The sequence below is a fragment of the Bradyrhizobium oropedii genome (genome assembly GCF_020889685.1).
Classification (GTDB): Bacteria; Pseudomonadota; Alphaproteobacteria; order Rhizobiales; family Xanthobacteraceae; genus Bradyrhizobium; species Bradyrhizobium oropedii.
The window spans coordinates 1-18,775 of sequence record NZ_JACMYO010000063.1; the positions used below are offsets into that span (position 1 = coordinate 1).

Below are 18,775 nucleotides of genomic sequence, written 5' to 3' on the forward strand. Positions count from 1 at the left end.
CGGCAAGTCCCGCCCCCATCGACAGCACCGTGCGCCGCGAGATATTAGCGCCACCGCGCGTCGATCCCCTCAAAGTCATATCGTCATCCTTTCGTCCTGTCATGCAACGGCAGCCAAATCGCGCTCGGCCGTCAGCAGACCGTCGAGCAATTCTTCCTTCAGAGCTGACAGCGCCGGATCGCCGCGATGCCGCGGACGCGGCTGGTCGAAGCTCAGATCACGCGCGATCCCGCCGTCCTTGACGAGGAGCACGCGATCGGAGAGCAGCAACGCCTCCTCGACGTCGTGCGTGACCAGCACGACGGTGCGGGGCCGCGCGACGAGCAACTGTTCCAGCAGCAATTGCATCGCAGCCCCGGGTGATGGCGTCGAGCGCTCCGATCGGCTCGTCGAGCAGCAACAGATCCGGTCGTGGATCAGCGCCCTCGCCAGCGCCACACGCTGGCGCTGGCCGCCGGACAGCCCGATCGGAAATTCACTTTCGCGCCCCTGCAATCCGACCGCCTCGAGGATGCGTCCGGCATCCTGCTTCCTGCCCTTGATGCCCAGCAACACATTACCGAGCACGGGCCGCCACGGCAGCAGGCGATCCTCCTGAAACATCAGGCGCACGTCTGCCTTGTGGCCTGTCGCGCGGAGCTCGATGCGGCCGCGCGTTGGGGCATCCAGGCCTGCTACGAGACGCAGCAGCGTCGACTTGCCGGCTCCGCTGGGTCCGATGATCGAGACGAACTCGCCAGCAGCGATTTCGAGATCGACGCCGTCAAGGACCGTGCGGCCGGCGAACGATTTGCCGACCGAGCGCAGACTGACGCTGGCTCCGCTCATGCCTTCACCCTGTCAGCATAGTTCGGATGCCAGCGCAGCAGCCGCCGTTCGATCAGGCGCGTGATCAAATCCGATAGCCAGCCCGCGATGGCATAGAGAATAATGGCCAGCACGATGATATCGATGCGCAGCAGCTCGCGGGCATTCTGCACGAGGTATCCAACGCCATCCCGCGACGCGATCGTTTCACCGACGACGAGCGTGAGCCAGGCAACACCGAGTGCATAGCGCATGTCGACCAGGATCGGCTGGAGCGCCGCCGGCAGAATGATGGACCGGACCAGCTCGGCGCGGCCAAGGCCGTAGGATTTTCCAAGCTCGATCAGCTTGGGATCGACGTTGCGAATGCCCCGACCGTGTTGATGTAAACAGGGAAGAGCGAACCCATCGCGACGAGAATGAGCCGCGGCTCCTCCCCGATGCCGAACCAGAGGATCATCAACGGCACCAACGCGAGGTGCGGGATGGTCCGGATCATCTGCAGCGAACGATCGAACAGGTCGTGCAGCGGCTCGAACAGCCCCACGGCCAGGCCGCGACCATGGAACATTGTCGCCCCCCTTTTCGAGCTTGAGTCTGTCTTCGACCGCATCTAGTCGCGAGAATAGTGAACGTTTGTGAACAGCCCGCCCGTCGCTCTCGATTAAGGGCCGACCAATACTGTTGCGCGAGGTTAGGTCTCCAAACTCTGGATTGCCTTGTCGAGTGTTTCGCCGCCGACGAAGCGCTGGCGCAGCTCGCGCTTGAGCAGCTTGCCGCTCGGATTCTTGGGCAGGCTGTCGACGAAGATGACGCGCTTGGGCACCTTGAAATGCGCCATCTGCCCGGCGCAGTGCTTGATGACGGCGTCCTCGTCTAGCTTCTCGCCGCTCTTGACCACGACGATCGCGGTCACCGCCTCGATCCAGCGCGGATCGGGCAGGCCGACGACGGCGACCTCGGAGACAGCCGGGATGCGGTAGACCATCTCCTCGACCTCGCGGCTCGCAACATTCTCGCCGCCGGTACTTGATCATGTCCTTGACGCGGTCGACCACGGTGATGTGGCCCTCGGCGTCAACGGTGGCGAGATCGCCGGAGTGAAACCAGCCGCCGGTAAACGCCGCCGCGGTCTTCGCGGGATCGTTGTAATAGCCGGAGAGCAGATGCGGCGAGCGGTGCACGATCTCGCCGACTTCACCGACTTTCACATCTTCCATCGCCGTGTTGACCACCCGCGTTTCGACATTGAGCACGGGCTTGCCGGCCGAGCCGGCCTTGCGCAGCTGGTCCTCGGGCCGCAGCACGGTCGCAAGCGGTGCGATCTCGGTCTGGCCGTAGAAATTCCAGAACTTGACGTTGGGCAGACGCCGCTGCAGCTCGAGCAGCACCTCCACCGGCATGATCGAGGCGCCGTAGTAGCCCTTCTGAAGCGTTGACAGGTCGGTCTTGTCGAACTTCGGCGAGCGCAGCATCGCGATCCAGATCGTCGGCGGCGCGAAGAAAGAGGTGATCCTGTGCGCCTGGATCAGCGCCAGAATGTTGTCGGCGGCCGGCTTGCCCGTGATGACGCCGGAGGCGCCGAGATAGATCTGCGGTCCCAGGAACACGTCGAGCTGGGCGCAGTGATAGAGCGGCAGCGCGTGCAGGAACTTGTCGTTCGCGCTCATGCCGCCGCCGATGATGCAGCTGACATATTGCCACATCACCGCTTCATGGGTCAGCATCGCGCCCTTGGGCAGGGATTCCGTACCGCTGGTGTAGACGATCTGCGCGAGATCGCGGTTGTCGACGGAGGCCTCCAGGAACGAGCCGTCGGCATCAAGGAGATCGTCGAAAGTGGTGAGACCCGCGGGCGCCGTGGCGGGATCCTCACCCGGCAGCCAGATCATCTTCTCGACCGCGCAGTCCTTGGTCGAGGCGGCGCGCGCCGGCTCGACGAAATCCGCCCCCGCAGCGAGCAGCTTTGCGCCGGAGCTCTTCAGGATGAAGTTGATCTCGTCCGGATTGAGCATGAAGTTGATCGGCACCAGCACCGCGCCGATCCGGGCCACCGCGAACCGGAGCGCCGCAAAGGCGTGCGAATTGCGTGAGAGCACGGCGAGGCGATCGCCCTTCTTCACTCCGAGGCCGAGCAGGCCGCGGCCGAGCCGGTTGCAGATCGCATCCACCTCGGCAAACGTCCAGCTAACATCTCCGCAGACGATCGCTGATTTGCTCGGCTCGCGTTGGGCAGAGCGGCGCAGGAGATCGCCGAGACTGTGCTCCCGAGCCTTTTCAATTGTCCGCGTGAGCTCTTGGGTCATGTTGCTCCCTTCAATTTGCAGTTGCCCTGGCACCGGTCTGGAGCAGCGCGGGGCCGTTTGTCTTGCATATACTTTCCATATGGTCTAATTTGTATCAAGAGGTCCGCGCCAGAGACTTCGGGGAAAAGTGGTTTCAGGGAGGATTATCGGCATGATCGCCAGAATCGTGATCGTAGCCGCGGCCATGTTCGCCGCCTGCATTTCGGCGAGAGCGGACGACCGGCCGCTGAAGATAGGCTGGCTCATGAGCTATACCGGTCCGGGCGCCGCCGCCGGTGCCGCATCCGACGCGGCAATCGAGGTGTTCTTCAAGACATTCGGCAAGTCTGTCGCAGGCCGCAAGATCGAGATCATCAGGCGCGACACCACGGGCCCAGCACCCGACGTCGCGCGGCGGCTCGCCCAGGAGCTGATCGTCGGCGAGAAGGTGGATTTCCTTGCGGGAATGGATTACACGCCCAACACGATGGCGGTCGCACCGTTGTCGACCTCCGCCAAAGTCCCCCTCCTCATCGTCAATTCCGCGACATCGGGGATCCTCGCCAAACATCCCTTTGCGGTCCGCTTCGGCTTCACGACAACCGAGATGGCGCAGCAGCTCGCAACCTACGCCAGCAAGCAGCAGTTCAAGTCGGTCTATACTTTCGTGCACGAGTACGAACCTGGCCTCGACGCCGAAGCGATGTTCATTCGCGAATTCAAGGCCGCTGGCGGCGCCATCGCCGGTTCGGTGCGCGCGCCGCTCAAGGCAACCGACTTTTCCGCCTACATTCAGCGGATCAAAGACGCCAATCCTGACGCCGTTTTCGTGTTCATGGCGGCCGGCGAGCTGCCACCCATTTTCCTTCGCCAGTTCAAGGAAGCCGGGCTCGATCCCGCCAAGATCATCGGCATTGGCGATATCACGGACGAATCCTCGCTCCCTGCAGCTGGTGACGCAGCACTGGGTGTGGTAACCGCGTTCCACTACACGCAAACGCATGAGTCCGTAGCCAATAGCGAGTTTGCCCGCACCTACAAGTCGATTGCGCCGGATCGTCCGCTGAATTTCATGCCCGTCGTCGCCTACGACGTCCTTAAGGCAATCTATCAAGTGGTCGAGGCCCAGAAGGGCGAGCTAAATCCCGACCGGACCATGGAGCTGCTGAAACAGACGAAGTTCGAAAGTCCGCGCGGGCCGATCTCGATCGATCCCGCGACCCGCGATATCGTCCAGACCGTCTATTTCCGAAAGGTTGAGAAGCGCGACGGACAGATCGTCAACGTCGAGTTCGCATCGACACCGGACGTCAAGGACCCAGGTTCGGCACGCTAGGTGGCACGATGCTTGGCTTCGTCAATATCCTGCTCGGCGGCATCGCCTACGGGTTCGTGCTGTTCCTGATGGCCGGCGGACTCTCGATCACGCTTGGCCTCATGGGCTTCGCCAACATGGCCCACGCGGCGCTCGCAATGGTCGGCGGCTACACCGCCGCGCTGTTGATCGGCAAGGCCGGCTGGCCGTTCCTGGCGGCCGTCGTCATGGCGGGGCTGACTGCGGCGCTGACCGGAGCGATCCTGGAACGTACGTTGTTCCGACGCCTCTATCAGGCATCCGAGCTCGAGCAGGTCCTGCTCACGATCGGCGTCGTCTACGCGGCCATCGCAGCAGCAACTTACCTCGTCGGGCCCGAGCAGATGGCCATTGCAGTCCCCGCCTGGCTCGACGGCAATCTGCGCATTGGGCCGGTCGACCTCAACCGCTACCGCCTCTTCCTGATCGTAACCGGCCTCGTGCTCCTCGTCTCGCTGGTCGGCCTGATCGAGCACACCACGTTCGGCGCCAAGATCAGGGCCGCTGTCTTCAACCGCCGGATGACCGCATCGTGCGGCATCGATGTCGACAAGCTCTACGCCCTCGCCTTCGCACTCGGATCGGCGCTCGCCGGGATTGGTGGCGCGCTCAGCGTCAAACTGCTTGGGCTCGATCCCAACTTCCCGATCAAGTTCCTGACCGAGCTATTGATCGTCGTCAGCGTCGGCGGGCTCGGCTCGCTGCGCGGGACGTTTCTCGCCGCCATGCTGTTCGGGATCATCGACGTCGTGGGCAAATATTTACTGCCCGAGATCGGAGCCTTCATCATCTACGCCACTGCGCTTGCCCTGTTGACCGTGCGGCCGCAGGGCCTCGTTGGCCGCCCGCGATGAGCGACATCACACTCGACCTCGCACGAATAATGGTCGTCAACCGCGCACGGTGGACCACCATCGAGGTCGCGTTCTGGATTGCGGCCGCAGCCGGATACTTTCTTTTTCCTGCAAAGCTCGTCCTGTTGACACAGATGCTGATCGGCGGCCTCTTTGCCATGTCGCTCGACCTGTTGCTGGGCTATGGCGGGATCGCCTCGTTCGGCCATGCCGCCTTCTTCGGCCTCGGCGCCTATGCGGCGGGACTGCTCGCCGCCCACGGCTGGGGCGAACCGCTGTCCGGTGTTCTCTTCGGCGGGCTGGCCGCCGGCGGACTTGGACTGGCATTCAGCTCCGTGATCGCCAAGGTGCGCGGCGCGGCGGTGCTGATGGTGACGCTGTGCATCGGGCTGTTGCTGTTCGAGGCCGCAAGCCGCATGCCGTGGCTGACCGGCGGCGATACCGGCCTGCAAGGCATCGACATGTGGCCGCTGTTGGGCCTGTTTGAATTCGACCTCTTTGGCCGGACCGCATTCTGGTACGCCTACGCCGTCGCTTTCCTGCTCTACCTTGCGGCCCGGCGATACATCCATTCGCCCGAAGGTCTCGCGCTGAAAGGGATCCGCGAGAACCACGATCGCGTTCCCATGCTTGGCGTATCGACCGCCCGCCGCAAGATGATCGCCTTCACGATCTCGGCGACCATCGCCGGCATGGCCGGCGCATTGCTCGCCCAGACCACCCAGATCGTCGCGCTGGAGACATTGAGCTTCGAACGGTCGGTCGCAGCCCTGATCATGCTGACCGTCGGCGGGCTCGGCACGCTGATCGGTGGCTTCATTGGCGCGGCGACTTTCATCTGGGCGCGCGACGTGCTCTCCGCGCTCAACCCGGTGTACTGGATGTTCTGGCTCGGGCTCATTCTCATCGCGCTGATGCTGACGGCGCGAGGCGGACTGGTCGGCGCCTTGACGCTGCTCACGAACTATTTGGCGCGCGAGAGACATCCGCGATGACCGCACCAGCGCTCGAAACAAAAGCCCTCTGCAAGCAGTTCGGCGCCTTGAAGGTGACCAACGAGGTCAGCCTTCGGCTGAAAGCCGGCGGCCGCCAGGCCCTGATCGGGCCGAACGGTGCGGGCAAGAGCACGTTGATCAATCTGCTCACCGGCGTGCTCGCGCCAAGCAGCGGCAGCATTCTGCTCGAGGGCGCGCCGATCAATCGGCTGACCACCGATCAGCGTGTCGCGCTCGGACTCGGCCGAACGTTCCAGATCAACGCGCTGTTTCCGCATCTGTCGCCGCTGGAGTCGATCATGCTGGCGGTGGCGCGACGGAACGGCCGCCTGGGTAGGCCGCTCCAGGCGCTGCACCGAGAGACGGATACTACCGACGAAGCGTTCGCGCTGGCTTGCTCCGTCGGCCTTGGCCGGGACTGCCTGCGTCCGACTGCGGAGCTCGCCTACGGCCGCCAGCGCCTGCTGGAGATTGCGCTCGCCCTTGCCGGCCGGCCGCGCGTCCTGCTGCTGGACGAGCCGGCCGCGGGCGTTCCCGCCAGCGAGAGCTTTGAACTTATGCAGGCGATCGAAGCGTTGCCTCGCGACGTCGCTATTCTCTTCATCGAGCACGACATGGATCTGGTCTTTCGGTTCGCCGAGACCATCACCGTGCTGGTGGCAGGTACGGTGTTGTGCGAGGGGACGCCGGGCGAGATCGCCGGCGATTCCGAGGTGCGCCGTGTCTATCTGGGGGTCGCCGGTGGCTGAGCCCCTGCTCGAGATTGAGAACATCGACGTCGGTTACGGCGAGGGTGTGGTGGTCCATGATCTGTCGCTGACCATTGAGGTTGGCGGATCGCTCGCCCTCCTGGGGCGCAACGGGGCCGGAAAATCGACCTTGATACTCGCGATCGCGGGTCACCTCGCTCCGCGAGGGGGGCGGATTCGGTTCGGTGGGCAGGACATCACGACCATGCCGCCACACCGGCGATGCCGCATGGGCATCGGGTGGGTGCCGCAGGGCCGCGAAGTGTTTGCGCCGCTAACCGTCGAGGAGAACCTCCGGATCGCAGCGGCGCCGGGAGCCTGGACGCTCGACCGCGTCTACGAACTGTTTCCGAAGCTGAAGGAGCGGCGCGGCAATTTTGGCAATCAGTTGTCCGGAGGCGAGCAGCAAATGCTGGCCATCGGGCGCGCCCTGGTTACAAATCCCCGCCTTCTGCTGCTGGACGAGCCGCTCGAAGGCCTCGCGCCGGTTGTCGCGCAAGACGTCGCGCGTTGCATCACGGACATCACGCAAAGCGAAAGCATGGCCGTCGTCCTGATCGAGCAGCATGCCGGCTTCGCGCTAGGGCTGGCGCGGCATGCGATCATCCTCGAACGGGGTCTTGCCGTCCGATCCGGTGCGAGCGGCGCTATCGCCGCAGACCTCGATGCCCTCGAGCAGCATGTCGGAATCAGAAAGCCGGTTCGCGCCGCCTGAAATAAGGCCGTGGACCGCGGCTTGCTCATTATCTTTTCCATATGGTATATTTAGCGAGCAGAAAAGCGACAAAGGAACCGGGAGGACCGCATGGGCTTTCGCTTCGACCCCGAGGACCGTGACTTCGTCAATAATCCCTACCCCACCTACAAGATCCTGCGCGACAACCATCCGGTCTACCGGCACGAGCCGAGCGGCTATTATGTGATAACGCGCAACGAGGACGTCGCCCGCATCCTCAACGATTTCGAGACGTTCTCGTCTGCCCGCGGCAATACCCTGGTCGACTCGCCGCTCCGCATCGGAAAGACGCTCGGCACGACGGACCCGCCTCGCCACGACGAGCTGCGCCGGGTCGTCATGAAGGGATTCACGCCTGCCCGGATCCAGTCGATGCAGCCCGCCATCGAGCATGACGTGCAACGCCTCCTGCACGAATTCGGTGAACGCCGCGAATGCGACTTCATGGCCGATATCAGCCGCCCCATTCTGTACGCCGCGCTCGGCCGCATGCTCGGCCTCGATGGTCACGCCGCTATCCGCGCGGCCGAACTGTCGAGAGATCTCTTTCATGCCGCCCCGAACGCGATGGGTCCCGTGTCGAAGCCGGGCGTGATGGAAGACGTATTCGCCGTGCTCGGCGAGCAGCTCGAGCGCCGGCGCAAGGACCGCAGCGACGACCTGTTCTCGTTCCTGCTCGAGGCTCAGGAGGCCGGTGCGCCGCTCTCTGACGCGGAAATTCTTGGCAACATGTCGACCGTGCTATTGGCGGGGAACGCTTCCATCGGCCACTACTTTTCGAATCTCATTCATGCGCTCTGGCAGAATCCGGACGAGCGTTCGAAATTGCTGGCCGATCCGACAAAACTCGACGCGGCCGTCAACGAAGGCGTTCGGTGGGACACCTCGACGCAGTCCTTTGCACGCCAGACCACAAAAGAAATTTCCCTGCACGGGGTAACGATCCCGGCCGATAGCCGTCTGGTGGTCTGCTACGGCGCGGCCAATCGCGATGAACGGGTGATTCCTGATCCGGACACATATGACATTGACCGTGGCAAGACGCGCCATTTCGGCTTCGGATCCGGTCCTCACATTTGTCTCGGCGCGCCCACTGCTCGGGCGATGATGCGTACCATCATGACGCCGCTGTTGCCGGCGCTCGGCGAATACGAACTCGACGTCGCAAATGCCGAGCGAGTCGCTCACATGATGGCACGCGGATTCTACAAGCTCCGGATTCGTTGGTAGGTGGCGATGACCGTATTTGATCTCGCCGGCGACGCCTTCTTTGAGGATCCCTATCCGACCTATCGGCGGATGCGGACCGAACAGCCGGCCTATCATTGTCCGAAGACCAATCTCTGGTTCGTCAGCCGGCACCGCGACGTCGCGGACGCGCTGGCAAGGCCCGATCTGTTCTCGTCCTCAGCGGGCAATGCGCTCAGCGATTCCCCGCTTCGCGTCGGCAAGACGCTGGGATCGATCGATCCGCCCCGCCATGATGAACTGCGGCGCATTATCATCCGCGGAGTCACACCGGTGCGCATCGAGCTGGTTCTCCCCTGGATCCGTGCCGAGCTCGCGCGGCGGGTGGAAGTGCTGAGCCCTCGCCGCCAATGCGATTTGGTCACGGATATCAGCCGGCCCCTGTTGTTCGGAGCCCTGGGACGCATGCTCGGCCTTGGACCCGATTCCGCTCGGAAGGCCAGCGAGCTTTCGGAGCGATTGTTTCGTGGACACGCTGGCCCCGCGGGCCCTGCGCTCGCGGAGGACGATCGTGCCGTGGTCATTGCGCTGTTGACGGAGGAGCTGGCGCGGCGCCGCGTGGAGCGCGACGATGACCTGTTCTCTATCCTGATCGCGGCACAGGCGGCAGGAGCACCTCTCAGCGACGCCGAGATCGTGGCCAACATGATGACCGTGCTGCTCGCAGGCAACGCCTCGATCGGACATTTCCTGCCAAACCTGATGCACGCGCTCTGGTGTCATCCCGATCAGCGCTCGCGCGTGATGGCTGATCCGTCGCTCGTCGATGCCGCCATCGAAGAAGCGATCCGCTGGGACACCTCGACGCAATGCTTCGCCCGGATGACGTCAGCACCGACCGAGATTGCGGGACTCCCCATTCCGCCGGGCGCGAGGATCGCTCTACTCTATGCGTCGGCCAATCGCGACGAGACGGCCATTGCCGATGCCGACCGCTTCGACATCACACGCGGCAAGGTGCGTCACTTCGGCTTCGGGTTTGGACCGCATATCTGCCTCGGCGCGAGCGCAACCCGCTCCATGCTGCGCGCAATCCTGCGGGACCTGCTCGTCGCGCTAGGCGACTTCGACATTGACGTCGCCACGGCCGAACGAGTTCGTCACCTGATGGTGCGTGGCTTCAAGAGCCTCCCGATCATTTGGTGAGGCGTTTTCCCTTCGGCGTCGCAACGCGCGCCGGCGCGCGCCCTCCGCCGGTTCGCGGAAGAACAAGGCACAGCATGTCCGGACATGCTCATCGACAAACTTCTTGGAGAAGGGCGAGCGTCCCATCACCTGCTGGACTTCGGCGGACAGCATGAAGATACGCGTGACGGCCCCAATGAACAGATATTGCAGATGATAGGGATCGCCCTCGACGTAGCGCCCCTGCTTCTGTGCGACCCGGATCAGCTTGGCCACGACGTCGAAATAGTTGCGCACGCGCTCCTCGACCAGCCAGGTGAGCCGATCGCTCTCCCGCTTGCCTTCATGCGACATCAACCAGTGGAAATTCGGGTTGGCTGCCGCGAAGCGAATGAACTGCTCCTGGAGCACCCTGAGCTGCGCAAGCTCGTCCTTCCCGGTCATTCCCGCGAGGTGATCCTGGAAGTGCTGACCGAAATTGAAGCTCGTCGTCGTCACGACCGCCTGCCAGAGCCCATCCTTGTTCTTGAAGTGATAGGTCACCAGCGGATGCTGGACGCCGGCCTTCGTCGCGACGGTGCGTGTCGAGGCGCCTTCGAAGCCGCGCTCGGCGAATTCCTCAAAGGCCGCCTGAAGGATCCGTTCCCGCGTGTCGAGCGAACGCTGCTGCCGACGCCGCTGGTTGACGACATCGTCGAGGGTTTCCTTGGTCAGATCCGTTGTCACAGCATCCCCGCGAGGCAGGCCATATCCGATCAAGGCTATCCGCCCGGCCACCGGATTTGTCAACCGCGCCGGGGCGCGAGGGTATCAGCGCGTCGGTTTGGATTGCAGGGCGTGGTACCGCAAGCGCTCGCGCGCCTTGTCCAGACGCTCGCCGGCGATGACGGCATCCCTGATCTTGGCCTCGGCGGCCGCGATCTGACGCGCCGTGGCGAGGATCTCCTCGAGCCGGGACGCCGGCAACGCGACAATGCCGTCCCCGTCACCCACCAGCCAGTCTCCCGGTGCGATCCGGACGCCGGCAATTTGGACCGGCACATTCATGGCGTCGGCGGTCACGCGGTCCTTGCCGGTGCGCATGGCGTTGCCGCGCGCGAAGATCGGGTAACCGAGATCGAGGCTGCGATCGATGTCGCGGCAGACGCCGTCGATCACGGTGCCGCCGATGCCGCGGCGCGAGGCGACCATGGTGAGGATATCGCCCCAGACGGTCGCATCGAGCCGCCCGTCATTGTCGATCACCACGATCTGGCCAGGCGCGACGTCGTCGATGTAATCGCCGACCGAGCCGCCATGGACGCCGACGGGCAGCATGCGGATGGTGAAGGCAGGTCCGGCGAGCCGCATCTGGTGATCGAACGCCTTGATGCCCAGACATTGTCCCTCGATGCCAAGGCGATCGAGCGCGTCGGACAATGTGGTGGTGCCGATCTCCTTCAATTCACCGGCGATCTCCGACATTCAGGTCTCCCGTCGTTTCAGCATGTCTTCGTAGTCGCCGCTCAAGACCTCGCCGACCGCCTTGCCCGCGTCGATGGCTTCCGCCATGCGCTGCTCGCGCGCGTAGATGTCTTCAGCGGTCGAAACGATCTCCTCGGCGCGCGCCGCGTCGACGAACACGATGCCGCTGCCGTCGGCGATCACGAGATCGCCCGGCTTCACGGCGACAGTCGCGAATGTGATCGGCTCCTCACAGGAATGCTCGGCAACGCGTCCGCGCGCCGTCACCGGCACTGCGGCGCGCGCGAACACCGGCAGACCAAGCATGCGGCTCTCGTCGATGTCGCGGCAGGCGCCATCCACCAGCACCGCTGCGACACCGCGGCGAACGGCACCCCGGCTGAGCAGGCCGCCCCAGCCCGAGACCTCGGTGCGGCCACGATGTTCGACGACGATGACATCCCCCGGATTCGACGCCATGACCGCGCCCGCACCGAGATGTCGTTTCGGCAACCCCGGCAGGGGCGCCCCCAGCTTGATGGTGACCGCTCGTCCGGCAATCTTGACCGGGCCGGTGAGCGGGGAGATTCCAACCACGGCGCCGGAAAGGCCGAGTTTGTCGAGGGCGTCCGACACCGCGCAGGTATCGAGGGCGGCGAGCCGCGCAATCAGACCGTCCATGGCGCGACCTCAGGTACCGTCGAGAACCGCCGTGGCGTCACATTGCACGAGCATGTTGGCCGGCAGATGATCGTTCTGGAACGTGTGACGCGCCGGACGGGATGCTGGATCCGGAAAGGCGGCGAGCCATTGCGTATTCACGGCCCCGCGCGCCTCCGGCACCTTCACATAGACCGTCATCTTGACGATCTGGTCGAGGCTTGCGCCGCCTGCGTCCATGATCCGCTTCAGGTTCGCGAACATCAGCTCGGCCTGCCGGCCGACATGATCCGGGATCTTTCCGCTTGCCGGATCGAGTCCATAGACGCCGCCGGTCATGATGATGTTGCCGACCCGCGACGCGGCGGGAATTGGCTGCCCACCATGGCTGAACCCCTCGACTTCAATGCTTCGTCGTGCACCCATGCTGATCTCCTCCCCTGCTCAGGCGTCGAGACGGGTGAAGAATTTGCGTGCGTTACTTTCGAAGATGGCCTTCTTGTCGGCGGAGGTCAGTTCCGCGATGGACTCGATCACCGGCTTGAGGTCATCGTAGGGCCGACCCGTTTCCGGATCGACGCCGCCGCCGCTGCCGGGGCGCTCGGTGCCGAACATGCAGCGATCGGTGCCGACCACGTCGAACAGCAGCTCCAGCGACTTCTTGTTGTGGACCACGGTGTCGAACCAGAAGCGCTTCAGGCTCACATCGAAGCTCTCGGTATCCTTTGGCAGGCGGCCTGCGGCAATGGCCATCTGCCGATTGGACCGCCAGCGCCCGACCTGGAACGGAACCGATCCCCCGCCGTGACTGACCATGAGCTTCAGCGTCGGATAGCGCTTGAAGACATCCGAGCGTGTGATCGTGGTGATGGCGAGGCTCTCCTCGGTGATGAAATGCTCGTCATAGGTTTCCCGGCCGCAGCAGGCGCAACTGTGAATGTGCGCAGGAATGTCGTGCTTGCAGAGGAATTCATAGAGCGGATACCAATACGGATCGGCCAGAGTCGGGCTCTTCCCCATGCCCTCGGACGGATCGGGATTGAGCAGGACGCCGATGAACCCAAGCTGCTCGATGCAACGCTTGATCTCATCGAACGTCGCCTCGACGGGAACACCGACAGCCTGCGGCAATCCGCCGACGCCACGAAAGCGCTTGGGATGCATCTTCACGGTGCGGGCGATGATGTCGTTGTTGTCCTCGGCCCAGGTGACGACGTCCTCCCAGCGGTTTTCGCCGTGGATCATCATGAAGGGGCGCGGCGAGATCACCTGCAAATCGGTGCCGACGCCATCCATGATCGCCACGTTTTGAGCTGCGGATTTCTCAAGCTCCGCATCGGAGATCGCCGCCGGAAACTTGCCGTACTGACCGCGAGCGACGACTAGGTTGCTGCGATGGGCATAGAGCGAGGCAGGCGCGACGAGATGGGCATGAGCGTCGATGATCATGGGCGCGATCTCTCCCTGGCCATGGGCCTGATTATTAATTGGTCCACTTGGTATATATAAGAAACGGCAAACTTGCAAGTGGATTTTCGTCTCCCCCTCGTCCGGTTTCGATTGCAGCCCCGATCGCCCTATGTAATATTGTCCACAAGGTAAAATTAATTTCAGGGAGGACTGCCGATGGCTAGGATCGTGTTCAGCTTTGCCGCGTCTCATACGCCGATGCTGGCACTCGAGGGAAAGCGCTGGAGCGAGCGCGCCGAAGACGACAAGAAGAACAAGGCGTTGAACCTGGCCGACGGCAGATTTATCAGCTACGACGATCTCGCAGAGGAAAACGGCGCGCCTTACGGCGATGTCGCGACCGAAGCCAAGTTTCTGGAAATCGAGGCCGCCTCCCAGAAGGCTCTTGATGCGATCGCCGACCGCCTCGCGGCCGTTGCGCCCGACGTGGTCGTAATCATCGGTGACGATCAGGCCGAGCTGTTCAGCCATGCCAACATGCCGGCGATCTCGATCTTCCACGGCGAGGAGATCCTGACGCACGAGAAGCACCTGACGCCGCAGACGCCGGGCTGGGTCGGAACCGTGATGAAGGGCTATGCGATGGATGCCGTGCATAGCTTCCCGGGGCAGCCGCAGTTCGCGCTCGAACTGATCCGCGGCCTCGTCGACGAGGACGTCGACGTGGCAGCCGCTGCCAAGGTCGATGATCCGCTGAAGGCGGGATTTGGCCACGCCTATGGCTTCATCATCGAGCGGCTGTTCCGGGGACGCGCCATCCCGGTCGTGCCGGTGCTCCTCAATACCTATTATCCGCCGAACGCGCCGACAGCCCGTCGCTGCTACGACATCGGCACAAAGCTGGCCCGCATTGTCGAGAAATCGCCGAGCAACCTTCGCGTCGCCGTTGCGGCAAGCGGCGGTCTCAGCCATTTCGTCGTCGACGAGCAGCTCGATCACAAGGTGCTTAACGCCATTCGCTGCAAGCATCCGCAGGTCCTGCGCGGCCTGACACGCAACGAGTTGAATTCAGGCTCGTCCGAAATCCTCAACTGGGTGATGACGGCGGCGATGTCCGAGGGACTGACCAACGATTGGTCGGAGTATTACCCTGCCTATCGCACGCCGGCAGGGACCGGAACTGGAATCGGGTTCGCGACGTGGTCCTAGCTGGCGAGCTTGGCCGCACTCGTCATCGAGATAGCGTCTAGCGGGTCAAAGGTCCCTATTCGCTATCGACATGTCGTCTGTGGCGGGTCAGCAATCTGGCCGGCGTCATGGGCTTTCAGCTGTCCAAGACGACGTGAGGCGAGCGGCTGGCGGAAGCCATGATCTCGCGACCGGCGAGAAGGAAGACGATGCGCCTGAAACTTCGTGTTAGGCCTTGAGGGCCCGGCGCGGGCGTTTGATCCGTGTTAAATCCACCGACTTCACATCCTCCTGTGAGGGCGTCGCCGATGTTTGAGAGCCGAGCAGAGTGGACAAGCACTATCAGCTGGACGGCTTGCTCATGACGGTAACAAATGCCCGCGCAACCTCATCGAGCTGATGTTCTGGCAAGCCTGCAACGTTAATTCGTCCGTCCTCGACCAAATAGATCGCGTGCTCCTTACGCAGTCGTTCGACTTGTTCCGCTGTCGCCCCGATGCGCGAGAACATGCCCCGTTGTCGAGCGATAAAATCAAAGCGGGTGCTGTTCGATTGACGTTGTAATGCTTCGGCGAAACTGAGCCTCAGATTGACCATTCGTCGACGCATTCCCTCGAGTTCGATGGCCCAATCCGCTCTTAGCGCAGCATCCTCGAGAACAATTCGTACGGCGGCAGCACCGTGGTCAGGTGGCATCGAGTAGAGGCTACGCGCGGCGCCAAGGAGCTGCGCCACAGCGACGTCGCTCTGTGTTGACGTGCGCCCAACGATGACCGCCACTCCAACGCGATCGCGGTAAACACCAAAAGTCTTGGAGCAGCTTGCAGCAATGACCATTTCGGGAATTCTGGCGAAAATGGATCTGAGCCCAGCAGCGTCCTGCTCCAGCCCTTCCCCGAACCCTTGATAAGCTATGTCAATAAAGGGCAGCAAAGCCCGATCTGTCAGACAATTGGGACTGGATCGACGGCGAGGTCGCACCGCTCTACAGCGAGAATGGACGGCCCGGGATCGAGACCCGCTTCATGATCGGGCTGCTGTTGCTCAAGCACATTTACGGGCTGTCCGATGAGGGCATTTGCGAGCGCTGGGTCCACAACCCGTACTTTCAGTTCTTCACCGGCGAAGAGTTCTTCCAGCACGCCTTCCCGCACGAGCGCTCGGACGTCAGCCATTGGCGCAAGCGGCTCGGCGACAAGCTGGAGCTGTTGCTGGCCGAGAGCCTGCGGGTGGCGCACGAAGCCGGTGCGTTACGCAGCCAGGACCTCAAGCGCGTCACGGTCGACACCACGGTGCAGCCGAAGGCCGTCAGCTTCCCGACCGACGCCAAGCTGTTGCATGCGGCCATCAAGGGGCTCAACCGCCTGGCGAGAAGGCACGGCGTCAAACTGCGGCAATCCTATGCTCGTGTGGCCAAGGCCGCCGCGATGATGGCAGGCCGATACGCCCACGCCAAACAGTTCAGGCGGCATCAGCGGCAGTTGCGTATCCTGCGCAGCCGGCTGGGCCGGATTCGCGACATTCGCCGCAAGATCGAGGGCCAGTCGGCACTGGAGGAGGCGTTCACCCTCCCGCTCTGCCGGGCCGCGCAGATCCGCTCGCAACCTCGCAACAGCAGCGCCAGCGCGGCTGGAAGCTTTATTCCTTCCATGCTCCGGAGGTGGAGTGCATCGGCAAGGGCAAGGCCGCCGCCCCTTACGAGTTCGGCGTGAAGGCCTCCATTGTCACCAACAACCGCCGGGCTCCCGGTGGCCTGTTCGTGCTGCACGCCAACTCGCTGCCCGACAATCCCTACGACGGTCACACCTTGCGGGACATCATCGACCGCACCGAGGCGCTCACCGGCTGTCCGATCGAGCGGGCCTATGTCGACAAGGGATACCGCGGCCACGACGCACAAAACCCACGGCGCGTCTTCATCTCCGGCCAGAAGCGCGGCGTCTTCGGCATCATCAAGCGCGAGCTGCGCCGCCGCTCCGCCATCGAGCCCATCATCGGCCACATGAAGGCCGAAGGTCACCTCGGCCGTTGCTACCTCAAAGGCCGCGCAGGAGATGCCGCCAACGTCATCCTCTCCGCCGTCGGCCACAACTTCCGCCGCATCCTCGTCTGGCTCAGAGAACTCTTGGCCTTGTTCCTGCGGCTGATATGGCCAACGCTCGCCTGTCCGCCCCAGCTCAATCCGGCTTCTTAACGGACGACTTCGGAATGGCTCGGATTGCGACCAGTAGGATCTGTCAGTATCGGCGCGGATATGACCCAAGCGCGCGAATGTCTGGGTGCTTTCCGAGCAGCAGGGTCAGGCTCTCCATTTTCTCGTTCCCAGCGACCTCGATCAGATATCGATGCCTGTCGAGGGCTGTTTTTGCCGGTCGCTCGTAAATGGTCAGGATCTGGACTCCGGCGCCTGCAAAAGAAGCAAGCAAGGAAGCAAGATCCGCATCACTCACAGTTGCTAGCAAGGACGTCTTGTCGTTATCGGTAGGCGGAGGGCTATCCTTGCCCAATACCCACCAGCGTGTGACATTGTGCGGGCCCTCTTCGATCCCATCCACCAGCGAATCCAGACCATAAATCGACGCGCCAATTTTGGGGCCAATGGACGCCTTGTCCAAGGCGTCGCTGTTGGCCACGGCTTGCGCCGCAGCGCCGCTGCTCGCCGCCGCGGTCCGTCGCACCTGCGGAAATTGGTGATCTAGCCAAGGCTTTACCTCGTCAAAGGCAACAGGATGCCCGAGAACTTCTTTGACATCCTCCAGACGCGTTCCATGACGAGCAAGAAGGCTATAGCCAAGCATTTTGGGATATTCGGCGACGATCCTTACGTTTGGCAGAGCGAGGATCGGATCCAGATAGGGAGTAGCTCCCACCAGCGAGGTCGTAACAGGCAGGCAGGCACGATCGATTTTCCCGCTCTGATATGCTGACAGCAATTCGTCTTGCGATAGAGGGACCAGATCCGAAGGTCCGAACAGCTCCAAGCAGGCCTGGTGTGTCCACGATCCAGCCGGCCCAAGATAGCCAATCTGCCCCGCCGCCGCAGCTGTCATGTGCAGTGCGCCGCTCGCTGCTGCGATGAGAGGAAGTGCGACCTGCAAACACTGTCTGAACCGCGACAACAACGCCATGAACCCCCTCCTATGATATCAAGATCCCACCTTAAGCGATGGTCCCTCCGCCATCGACCAAAACGGTCGAACCGGTTGCAAACGGCGTCTTCGCCAGAAAAAGCACTGCATTTGCCATATCATCGGGCTGCCCCACGCGGCCCGCTGGCAGATTCTTCGCCGCGTTTCCAAACATGGTCCCGCGGTCGCCTTCCGACATCCCCGACCACATCGGCGTCGCGGTCAACCCGGGCGAGACCACATTCACACGGATTGGCGCCAATTCCAGCGCGAGGCCGCGAGCGAGAGCTTCCAATGCAGCATTAATGGCGCCTTGAAGAACGGTGTTCGCCGATGGCCGAAAGCTTCTGAAGCCGGAAACCAGGCACAATGATCCTTGCTGACTGATCCTGGCCGAGCGAGCGACGTGGTATGCGCCCCAGAATTTGCTCATCATCGTCTTCCGCGCGTCTTCCATCGTCTGCTTGCGCATGGGGCCGCTGACAGTTTCGGCGGCGGAGACCACAACGTGATCCCATTCCCCCTCGGGAGCAAAGAAGGAGTCTACTGCCTCATCATCCGTGACATCGAGCTCCCGGCCGACCGATCCGGAGCCAATTTCCGATACCGCTTTGTCCAGCTTGGCCCGCGAGCGGGATGCGATATGAACCCGAGCGCCTTCCGCAAAAGCCTGCTTTGCGACCGCTAGGCCAATGCCTGAACTCCCTCCAATCACCAGAAATCGAGCGCCTCTCAGATCACCTACCATAGCCTTCCCTTTGCGCTATCGGGGCGCACGCAGCTTAATCGTCGC

The 18,775-nt window shown here is 62.9% G+C and carries 18 protein-coding genes and 2 pseudogenes; 9 read left to right on the forward strand and 11 right to left on the reverse strand.

What is annotated here, in order from left to right:
• Nucleotides 1–99: 99 nt before the first annotated feature.
• From H8A95_RS19060 to H8A95_RS19070, 3 genes and pseudogenes are all read right to left on the reverse strand, one after another.
• On the reverse strand, nt 100–828 hold the full coding sequence (locus H8A95_RS19060; RefSeq protein WP_229166675.1) for an ABC transporter ATP-binding protein: 729 nt from the start codon (nt 826–828) through the stop codon (nt 100–102).
• Entirely contained in the window at nt 825–1,487 is a 663-nt protein-coding gene (locus H8A95_RS19065) for an ABC transporter permease subunit (protein WP_229184516.1), read from the reverse strand. The genes H8A95_RS19060 and H8A95_RS19065 overlap by 4 nt, the downstream gene beginning before the upstream one ends.
• Nucleotides 1,488–1,501: 14 nt before the next feature.
• Nucleotides 1,502–3,113, reverse strand: a pseudogene (locus H8A95_RS19070) (acyl-CoA synthetase).
• A 151-nt stretch (nt 3,114–3,264) separates the two neighbouring features.
• Between H8A95_RS19070 and H8A95_RS19075 the strand changes: the two are divergent.
• The 7 genes from H8A95_RS19075 to H8A95_RS19105 all read left to right on the forward strand — a co-directional run bounded on the left by H8A95_RS19075 (nt 3,265) and on the right by H8A95_RS19105 (nt 10,174).
• Nucleotides 3,265–4,428, forward strand: coding sequence for an ABC transporter substrate-binding protein (locus tag H8A95_RS19075; protein WP_229166673.1), 1,164 nt, complete (start codon nt 3,265–3,267; stop codon nt 4,426–4,428).
• Between the two features lie 8 nt (nt 4,429–4,436).
• Nucleotides 4,437–5,300, forward strand: a complete 864-nt coding sequence (locus H8A95_RS19080) for a branched-chain amino acid ABC transporter permease (RefSeq protein WP_229166672.1) — start codon at nt 4,437–4,439, stop codon at nt 5,298–5,300.
• Nucleotides 5,297–6,295, forward strand: coding sequence for a branched-chain amino acid ABC transporter permease (locus tag H8A95_RS19085; RefSeq protein ID WP_229166671.1), 999 nt, complete (start codon nt 5,297–5,299; stop codon nt 6,293–6,295). Before H8A95_RS19080 ends, H8A95_RS19085 begins: the two co-directional genes overlap by 4 nt.
• Complete coding sequence (locus tag H8A95_RS19090) at nt 6,292–7,044, forward strand: ABC transporter ATP-binding protein (RefSeq protein WP_229166670.1); 753 nt, start codon at nt 6,292–6,294, stop codon at nt 7,042–7,044. Before H8A95_RS19085 ends, H8A95_RS19090 begins: the two co-directional genes overlap by 4 nt.
• Nucleotides 7,037–7,759: an ABC transporter ATP-binding protein gene (locus tag H8A95_RS19095; protein WP_229166669.1), complete on the forward strand. Its 723-nt coding sequence runs from the start codon at nt 7,037–7,039 to the stop codon at nt 7,757–7,759. Before H8A95_RS19090 ends, H8A95_RS19095 begins: the two co-directional genes overlap by 8 nt.
• Before the next feature lie 90 nt (nt 7,760–7,849).
• A complete protein-coding gene (locus H8A95_RS19100; protein ID WP_229166668.1) occupies nt 7,850–9,010 on the forward strand; it encodes a cytochrome P450 in 1,161 nt (386 codons plus the stop codon).
• Between the two features lie 291 nt (nt 9,011–9,301).
• The gene (locus H8A95_RS19105; RefSeq protein ID WP_229166667.1) at nt 9,302–10,174 is read left to right on the forward strand and encodes a cytochrome P450; all 873 of its coding nucleotides are present in this window, start codon (nt 9,302–9,304) and stop codon (nt 10,172–10,174) included.
• On the opposite strand, the gene H8A95_RS19110 is transcribed toward H8A95_RS19105, so the two are convergent.
• The 5 genes from H8A95_RS19110 to H8A95_RS19130 form a co-directional block, all read right to left on the reverse strand.
• On the reverse strand, nt 10,085–10,879 hold the full coding sequence (locus H8A95_RS19110) for a TetR/AcrR family transcriptional regulator (protein ID WP_229184513.1): 795 nt from the start codon (nt 10,877–10,879) through the stop codon (nt 10,085–10,087). The two genes, H8A95_RS19105 and H8A95_RS19110, sit on opposite strands and share 90 nt — an antisense overlap.
• Before the next feature lie 84 nt (nt 10,880–10,963).
• Nucleotides 10,964–11,617, reverse strand: a complete 654-nt coding sequence (locus tag H8A95_RS19115) for an RraA family protein (RefSeq protein ID WP_229166665.1) — start codon at nt 11,615–11,617, stop codon at nt 10,964–10,966.
• On the reverse strand, nt 11,618–12,277 hold the full coding sequence (locus H8A95_RS19120; protein WP_229184514.1) for an RraA family protein: 660 nt from the start codon (nt 12,275–12,277) through the stop codon (nt 11,618–11,620).
• Nucleotides 12,278–12,286: 9 nt separating this feature from the next.
• Nucleotides 12,287–12,682 carry a RidA family protein gene (locus H8A95_RS19125; RefSeq protein ID WP_229166663.1) on the reverse strand — a complete coding sequence of 132 codons (396 nt, stop codon included), beginning with the start codon at nt 12,680–12,682 and terminating at the stop codon, nt 12,287–12,289.
• Between the two features lie 18 nt (nt 12,683–12,700).
• Complete coding sequence (locus H8A95_RS19130) at nt 12,701–13,918, reverse strand: amidohydrolase family protein (RefSeq protein WP_229166662.1); 1,218 nt, start codon at nt 13,916–13,918, stop codon at nt 12,701–12,703.
• On the opposite strand from H8A95_RS19130, the gene H8A95_RS19135 reads away from it, so the two are divergent.
• The gene (locus tag H8A95_RS19135; protein ID WP_229166661.1) at nt 13,883–14,875 is read left to right on the forward strand and encodes a DODA-type extradiol aromatic ring-opening family dioxygenase; all 993 of its coding nucleotides are present in this window, start codon (nt 13,883–13,885) and stop codon (nt 14,873–14,875) included. The genes H8A95_RS19130 and H8A95_RS19135 overlap by 36 nt on opposite strands.
• A 321-nt stretch (nt 14,876–15,196) precedes the next feature.
• On the opposite strand, the gene H8A95_RS19140 is transcribed toward H8A95_RS19135, so the two are convergent.
• Nucleotides 15,197–15,835: an aminotransferase class I/II-fold pyridoxal phosphate-dependent enzyme gene (locus tag H8A95_RS19140; protein WP_229184515.1), complete on the reverse strand. Its 639-nt coding sequence runs from the start codon at nt 15,833–15,835 to the stop codon at nt 15,197–15,199.
• On the opposite strand from H8A95_RS19140, the pseudogene H8A95_RS19145 reads away from it, so the two are divergent.
• Nucleotides 15,805–17,048: pseudogene (locus tag H8A95_RS19145) on the forward strand (IS5 family transposase); the annotation flags it as partial. The gene H8A95_RS19140 and the pseudogene H8A95_RS19145 overlap by 31 nt on opposite strands.
• Before the next feature lie 43 nt (nt 17,049–17,091).
• Here H8A95_RS19145 and H8A95_RS19150 read toward each other — a convergent pair.
• Together H8A95_RS19150 and H8A95_RS19155 are read right to left on the reverse strand one after the other, a co-directional pair.
• A complete protein-coding gene (locus H8A95_RS19150; protein WP_229166659.1) occupies nt 17,092–17,982 on the reverse strand; it encodes a prephenate dehydratase in 891 nt (296 codons plus the stop codon).
• A gap of 31 nt (nt 17,983–18,013) precedes the next feature.
• Nucleotides 18,014–18,730, reverse strand: a complete 717-nt coding sequence (locus tag H8A95_RS19155) for an SDR family oxidoreductase (RefSeq protein ID WP_229166658.1) — start codon at nt 18,728–18,730, stop codon at nt 18,014–18,016.
• Nucleotides 18,731–18,775 lie beyond the last annotated feature (45 nt).